5 protein-coding genes are annotated in these 5811 nt (G+C 73.1%); 4 read left to right on the top strand and 1 reads right to left on the bottom strand.

Going from position 1 to position 5811, the window contains the following annotated elements; genetic code table 11:
- A partial coding sequence (locus HMPREF3105_RS05335) for a methyltransferase domain-containing protein (RefSeq protein ID WP_141762436.1) occupies nt 1–496 on the top strand: 496 nt, incomplete at its 5' end.
- Here HMPREF3105_RS05335 and HMPREF3105_RS05330 read toward each other — a convergent pair.
- Nucleotides 474–1478, bottom strand: a complete 1005-nt coding sequence (locus HMPREF3105_RS05330; RefSeq protein WP_044658601.1) for a CPBP family intramembrane glutamic endopeptidase — start codon at nt 1476–1478, stop codon at nt 474–476. The two genes, HMPREF3105_RS05335 and HMPREF3105_RS05330, sit on opposite strands and share 23 nt — an antisense overlap.
- A 131-nt stretch (nt 1479–1609) precedes the next feature.
- Here HMPREF3105_RS05330 and rpsO point away from each other — a divergent pair, with 131 nt between their 5' ends.
- The 3 genes from rpsO to HMPREF3105_RS05315 form a co-directional block, all read left to right on the top strand.
- Nucleotides 1610–1879 carry a 30S ribosomal protein S15 gene (gene rpsO, locus HMPREF3105_RS05325; RefSeq protein WP_017488396.1) on the top strand — a complete coding sequence of 90 codons (270 nt, stop codon included), beginning with the start codon at nt 1610–1612 and terminating at the stop codon, nt 1877–1879.
- Between the two features lie 296 nt (nt 1880–2175).
- On the top strand, nt 2176–4437 hold the full coding sequence (locus tag HMPREF3105_RS05320) for a polyribonucleotide nucleotidyltransferase (protein ID WP_036315001.1): 2262 nt from the start codon (nt 2176–2178) through the stop codon (nt 4435–4437).
- Nucleotides 4438–4529: 92 nt separating this feature from the next.
- Nucleotides 4530–5811, top strand: a 1282-nt coding sequence (locus HMPREF3105_RS05315; RefSeq protein ID WP_070708925.1) for a M16 family metallopeptidase, incomplete at its 3' end; no start/stop codon positions are given.

The following is a 5811-nucleotide window of genomic DNA, read 5'->3' as shown; positions in this document are numbered from 1 at the left end:
GGGCACGGGCGAGGCCACGGGCCTGCCGGCGGCGAGCGCCGACGCCGTGGTGGCGGCCCAGGCATGGCACTGGATGGACCCGGCCGCGGCGAGCGCGGAGGCCGCACGGGTGCTGCGCCCGGGTGGGCGCCTGGCCGCGGTGTGGAACCAGCTCGACACGGCGGTGCCGTGGGTGCACCGTCTCACCCGGATCATGCACGCCGGGGACGTGCACGCCGCCCGGCCGGAGCAGCGCCGGTTCGGCGCCCCGTTCGGGGCGGAGGAGCACGCGCGCTGGGCGTGGACGCAGCCCATGACCGCGGCGGGGCTGCACGGACTCATGGCCTCGCGCTCGTACTGGCTGCGCGCGGACGAGCGGATCCGGTCCCGGATGACGGCCAACCTCGACTGGTACCTGCACGAGCACCTGGGCCATGCGGCGGACGCGGTCCTGCAGGTGCCCTACGTGACGGTGGCCTGGTGGGCGGCGCCGGTCAGGGGCGGGCGCCCACGGTGACCGGGACCGTCCGGGCGATCCCGGCCCGCCGCGCCTGCCAGAGCAGCAGCGCCGTGGCCACCGCGACCACCGCCACCGAGAGCAGCGTGGCCGCCGGGGAGCCGGCGGTCTCCGCGCCCACGTAGCTGTCCTCGACGGTGCCCACGAGCGTGCCGACGGCGATGATCACCACGTTGTTGACCACGTGGAGGGCGACGGCGGCCTCGAGCCCGCCCGTGCGCCACGTGAGCAGGACGGCGGCGACGGCGAACGCGGCGAGGTCCAGCAGGATCCACGGGTCGAGCGAGCCGTGGGCGAGCGAGAAGGTCGCCGCCGAGAGCACCGCGGTGACCGCGGCGGCCACGACCGGCCGGCGGATCCACGTGCCGACGGCCAGCAGCAGCCACCCGCGGAACAGGTACTCCTCGCCCGCGGCCTGGAACGGGGTGAGCACGAACGCCATGACGAGCAGCCAGACCCAGTCCTGCGCGCGCGGGGCCGTGGGGGCGCCGTCGAGGGCCCACGCGCCCAGCACGTAGGCGAGGAACAGCGGCGTCAGCACGACGACGCAGCGCGCCAGCCAGCGCCAGCGCACGCGGCCCTCGACCGAGTGGACGAAGCGGGCGGCGACGGGGTGGCCCAGCGCCACGGCCAGCAGCGCGACCCCGATCAGCGCGGCGAGCAGGAGGTTGTTCAGCAGCACCATGGGCGCGGAGTACAGGTCGAGGTCGGTCACGTCCGTCGGGTCGGCCGCGCCGAGCAGCGCGGGCCCGGACGTGGCGATCAGGGCGAGAGCGCCCAGCACGCCCCCGAGCACGAGGAGGCCCACCAGGCCGGCCAGCACGAGGCCGAAGGACGCGAGCGGGTTCCACCATCGGGCCCGCGGCGTGCGCAGCAGCGCGGGGTAGCCGTGGCCGATCAGCGGCAGATCCAGGGGCGGCGCGGGCGGCCGGAGGGGGAACGACGACGGGGCCGGGGAGTGGGGGACCGGTGGGGTGCTCACCGGGCCAGGGTAGGCGATGCGGTAGACTCGACCCTCGGCCTCCCTGCAGTCCGCGGTGGGGTGGGCCCCGCGTCGTCCGCCCCGGCGGGGCGCGGCCCGTGTTCGCGGTACCGAAGTGAAGGAGGCCCACCATGGCCCTGGATCCCGCTGTCAAGCAGCAGATCATCAAGGAGTACGCCACCCACGAGGGCGACACCGGTTCCCCCGAGGTGCAGATCGCGGTCCTGTCCCGCCGCATCAAGGACCTGACCGAGCACCTCAAGGAGCACAAGCACGACCACCACACCCGTCGCGGCCTGATGGCCCTGGTCGGTCGCCGTCGTCGCATGCTCGGCTACCTGCAGAAGGTCGACATCGAGCGCTACCGCGCGCTGATCGAGCGCCTCGGCCTGCGCAAGTGACCTGAGGAGGCGGCGCCGGAGCCCGCGGGAGACCCGCGAGCGCCGGCGCCGCCTTTCGTCTGCCCCCGGACGCACGTAGTGTGTACCGGGGGAGAGATCGCCGTAGCCTGCGGCACTCCGGCGCGCCATGGCGCGCATCCCCGCATCATCGACACACCCGACGGCTCCGCGCCCATCGCTCGCGGTCCTCGACAGTGGCTCCCGGACCCCGCCGCACGGCGGGATGCCGAGGGCCTCGATCGAAGACCAGGGGGACAGGGACGCCTGCGGCGCCGTCCACCTGAAAGGAGGCCCTCATGGAGGGTCCTGAGATCACCTTCGCCGAGGCCGTCATCGACAACGGCTCGTACGGCAAGCGCACCGTCCGCTTCGAGACCGGGCGCCTCGCCCAGCAGGCCGCCGGCGCCGCCATGGTCTACATCGACGAGGAGACGTCGATGCTGTCCGCCACCACCGTCGGCAAGTCGCCCCGCGAGGGCTTCGACTTCTTCCCGCTGACCGTGGACGTCGAGGAGCGCATGTACGCCGCGGGCCGCATCCCCGGCTCGTTCTTCCGCCGCGAGGGCCGCCCGTCCACGGACGCGATCCTCACCTGCCGCCTGATCGACCGCCCGCTGCGCCCGGCGTTCGTCAAGGGCATCCGCAACGAGGTCCAGGTCGTCGTGACCGTCACCTCGATCGCCCCGGACGAGATCTACGACACGGTGGCCATCAACGCCGCCTCCCTGTCCACGCAGCTGTCCGGCCTGCCGTTCTCCGGTCCCATCGGCGGCGTGCGCATGGCCCTCATGGACGACGGCTCCGGCACGCGCCAGTGGGTCGCGTTCCCGAAGCACTCCCAGCTCGAGGGCGCCGTGTTCAACATGGCCGTGGCCGGCCGTGTGGTGGGCGACGACGTCGCCATCATGATGGTCGAGGCCGAGGCGACCCCGGACTCCTGGACCCTGGTCAAGGAGCGCGGCGCGCAGGCGCCCACCGAGGAGATCGTGGCCGAGGGCCTCGAGGCCGCCAAGCCCTTCATCCGCGCCCTGTGCGAGGCCCAGGCCGACCTGGTCAAGCGCGCCGGCAAGGACCCGGTGGACGTTCCCGTGTTCCAGGACTACCAGGACGACGCCTACGCCGCCGTCGAGAAGCTCGCCACGGACCGCCTGACCGAGATCTTCTCCATCGGCGACAAGCAGGAGCGCGAGTCGGCCTCGGACGCCTACCTGCTCGAGGTGCTCGAGGAGCTCGCCGGCGAGGGCAAGGACTTCGCCGAGCGCAAGGGCGAGATCGCCAAGGCCTACGGCTCCCTCACCAAGCAGATCGTGCGCCGCCGCATCCTCACCGACCAGGTGCGCATCGACGGCCGCGGCCTGACGGACATCCGCAAGCTGACCGCGGAGGTGGAGGTCCTGCCCCGCGTGCACGGCTCCGCCATCTTCGAGCGCGGCGAGACCCAGATCATGGGCGTCACCACGCTGAACATGCTCAAGATGGAGCAGCAGATCGACTCGTTGGCGCCGGAGACGGCCAAGCGGTACATGCACCACTACAACTTCCCGCCGTACTCCACCGGCGAGACCGGCCGCGTGGGCTCCCCGAAGCGCCGCGAGATCGGCCACGGCGCCCTCGCCGAGCGCGCCCTCGTGCCCGTGCTGCCGGCCCGCGAGGAGTTCCCCTACGCGATCCGCCAGGTCTCCGAGGCCCTCGGCTCCAACGGCTCGACGTCGATGGGCTCCGTCTGCGCCTCCACCCTGTCCCTGCTGAACGCGGGCGTGCCGCTGCGTGCGCCCGTGGCCGGCATCGCCATGGGCCTGGTCTCCGCCGAGGTGGACGGCCAGACCCAGTACGCGGCCCTGACCGACATCCTCGGCGCCGAGGACGCGTTCGGCGACATGGACTTCAAGGTGGCCGGCACCGCGGAGTTCGTCACCGCGATCCAGCTGGACACCAAGCTGGACGGCATCCCGGCCTCCGTGCTGGCCGCCGCCCTGACGCAGGCCCGCGAGGCGCGCCTGCACATCCTGTCCGTGCTGAACGCCGCCATCGACGCCCCGGACGAGATGGCCCCCACCGCCCCGCGGATCATCTCCGTGCGCATCCCGGTGGACAAGATCGGCGCGGTCATCGGCCCCAAGGGCGCCATGATCAACCAGATCCAGGACGACACGGGCGCGGACATCACCATCGAGGACGACGGCACCGTGCTGATCGGCGCCACCGACGGCGCCTCGGCCGAGGCCGCGCGCTCCGCGGTGAACGCGATCGCCAACCCGCAGGTCCCCGAGGTCGGTGAGCGCTACCTCGGCACCGTGGTGAAGCTGACCACGTTCGGCGGGTTCGTCTCGCTCACCCCGGGCAAGGACGGCCTGTTGCACATCTCCGAGCTGCGAAAGCTCAACGAGGGCAAGCGCGTGGACGACGTCGAGGACGTGCTCGGCGTGGGCCAGAAGGTCCAGGTCGAGATCACCAAGATCGACGACCGCGGCAAGCTGTCCCTCTCCCCGGTGGTGGCGGAGTCCGACGCCCTGGCCGAGACCGCGGACGCGATCGAGTCCTCGCAGATCGAGGCCTGATCCGCCCCGCCCGGCCCGGTGACCACGACGGCGCCGCACCCTCCCCGCGAGTGGTGCGGCGCCGTCGTCGCGCATGGGCGAGAATGGCCGTCATGAGTGTTCACCGTGAGATCCCCCTGGACTTCGACGGCGTGCTGGCGGACGAGGGCAACGGTTCCGTGGTGCGCCGCTCCGTGCTGCCCGGCGGCGGCCGCGTGCTCACCGAGGCCATGCCGGACCAGCGCTCGGTGACCATCGGCTACTGGGTGGCCGTCGGGTCCCGTGACGAGTCGCCCGAGGGCTACGGCGCCACGCACTTCCTCGAGCACCTGCTCTTCAAGGGCACTCCCACGCGCACCGCGATGGACATCGCGGCCGCCTTCGACCGCGTGGGCGGGGAGTCCAACGCCGGCACGGCCAAGGAGTCCACCGTCTACCACGCCCGCGTGCTGGACGAGGACCTGCCGATGGCCGTGGAGGTCCTCACGGACATGCTCACCTCCTCCCTGATCGACCCGGACGAGCTCGAGACCGAGCGCGGCGTGATCCTCGAGGAGCTCGCCATGGACGCGGACGACCCCGTGGACGTGGCCCACGAGAAGCTCGCCGAGGTCATGCTGGACGGCCACCCCCTCGGCCGGCCGATCGGCGGCACGCCCGAGACGATCCGGGCCGTCACCCGCGACCATGTGGTGGGGCACTACACGCACTGGTACCGCCCGGACGAGCTCGTCGTCACCGCCGCCGGCCACCTCGACCACGACGAGGTCTGCCGCCTCGTCCTCGCCGCCCTGCGCGCCTCGGGCTGGGAGCTCACCCAGGGGGCCCTGCCCGCCCCGCGTCGTGCCGTGGACACCGCCGGGGCCGCGGCCTCGCGGGTGCGGACCGGCACGCACACCGTCACCAAGGCGGTCGAGCAGGCCAACGTCCTCGTCGGCGGCCGCTCGCTGTCCACCACGGACCCGGACCGCTTCGCCCTGGGCGTCATGCAGTCCGTCCTGGGCGGGGGCATGTCCTCGCGGCTGTTCCAGGAGATCCGCGAGCGCCGCGGCCTGGCCTACAACACCTACTCGTTCTCCGCCGGGTACTCCGACGCCGGCTACTGGGGCCTGTACGCGGGCTGCCAGCCGGACCGGGTGGACGAGGTGGCCGCGCTGATGGAGGCCGAGCTGGACCGGATGGCCGAGGCCGACGTCACCGGGGAGGAGCTCGCGCGCGCCCACGGGCAGATCTGCGGCGGCACCGTGCTGGGCATGGAGTCCACGGGCGCCCGCATGTCCCGGCTGGGACGGGCCGAGCTGGTCACGGGGGAGTACGTGGACCTGGCGGCCTCCCTCGCCCGGGTCCGCGAGGTCGACGCCGGCCAGGTCCGGGCCGTGGCCGCGCGCCTGGCCG

The organism is Micrococcus sp. HMSC31B01, assembly GCF_001816085.1.
Taxonomy (GTDB): Bacteria; Actinomycetota; Actinomycetes; order Actinomycetales; family Micrococcaceae; genus Micrococcus; species Micrococcus luteus.
Note: the sequence above shows the minus strand (reverse complement) of the source record. Positions and strands in the feature narration are given on the sequence as shown.

Coding starts and splice junctions, on each gene's coding strand:
- rpsO (WP_017488396.1), top strand. CDS start 1,610: ATGGCCCTGGATCCCGCTGTCAAGCAGCAGATCATCAAGGAGTACGCC.
- HMPREF3105_RS05320 (WP_036315001.1), top strand. CDS start 2,176: ATGGAGGGTCCTGAGATCACCTTCGCCGAGGCCGTCATCGACAACGGC.